At 44.6% G+C, this 285-nt stretch carries 2 rRNA genes; both read left to right on the top strand.

The features are described from left to right. Positions 1-127 (top strand): 23S ribosomal RNA (locus CN288_RS27810); the annotation flags it as partial. A gap of 50 nt (positions 128-177) precedes the next feature. After that, positions 178-285: ribosomal RNA gene (gene rrf / locus CN288_RS27805) — 5S ribosomal RNA — on the top strand; the annotation flags it as partial.

Raw genomic sequence — 285 nt, 5'->3', positions numbered from 1 at the left:
TCAAGATGAGATTTCCCATAGCGTAAGCTAGTAAGATCCCTGAAAGATGATCAGGTTGATAGGTTCGAGGTGGAAGCATGGTGACATGTGGAGCTGACGAATACTAATAGATCGAGGACTTAACCATATAATATGAAGCAAATGTTATCTAGTTTTGAAGGAATATGCCTTCAATAGTTTGGTGATGATGGCAGAGAGGTCACACCCGTTCCCATACCGAACACGGAAGTTAAGCTCTCTAGCGCCGATGGTAGTTGGGACCTTGTCCCTGTGAGAGTAGGACGT

Source organism: Bacillus sp. AFS023182 (assembly GCF_002560575.1).
GTDB lineage: Bacteria > Bacillota > Bacilli > Bacillales > Bacillaceae_G > Bacillus_A > Bacillus_A arachidis.
The sequence above is the reverse complement of the archived record's forward strand: the minus strand, read 5'-3'. Positions and strand labels throughout refer to the sequence as shown.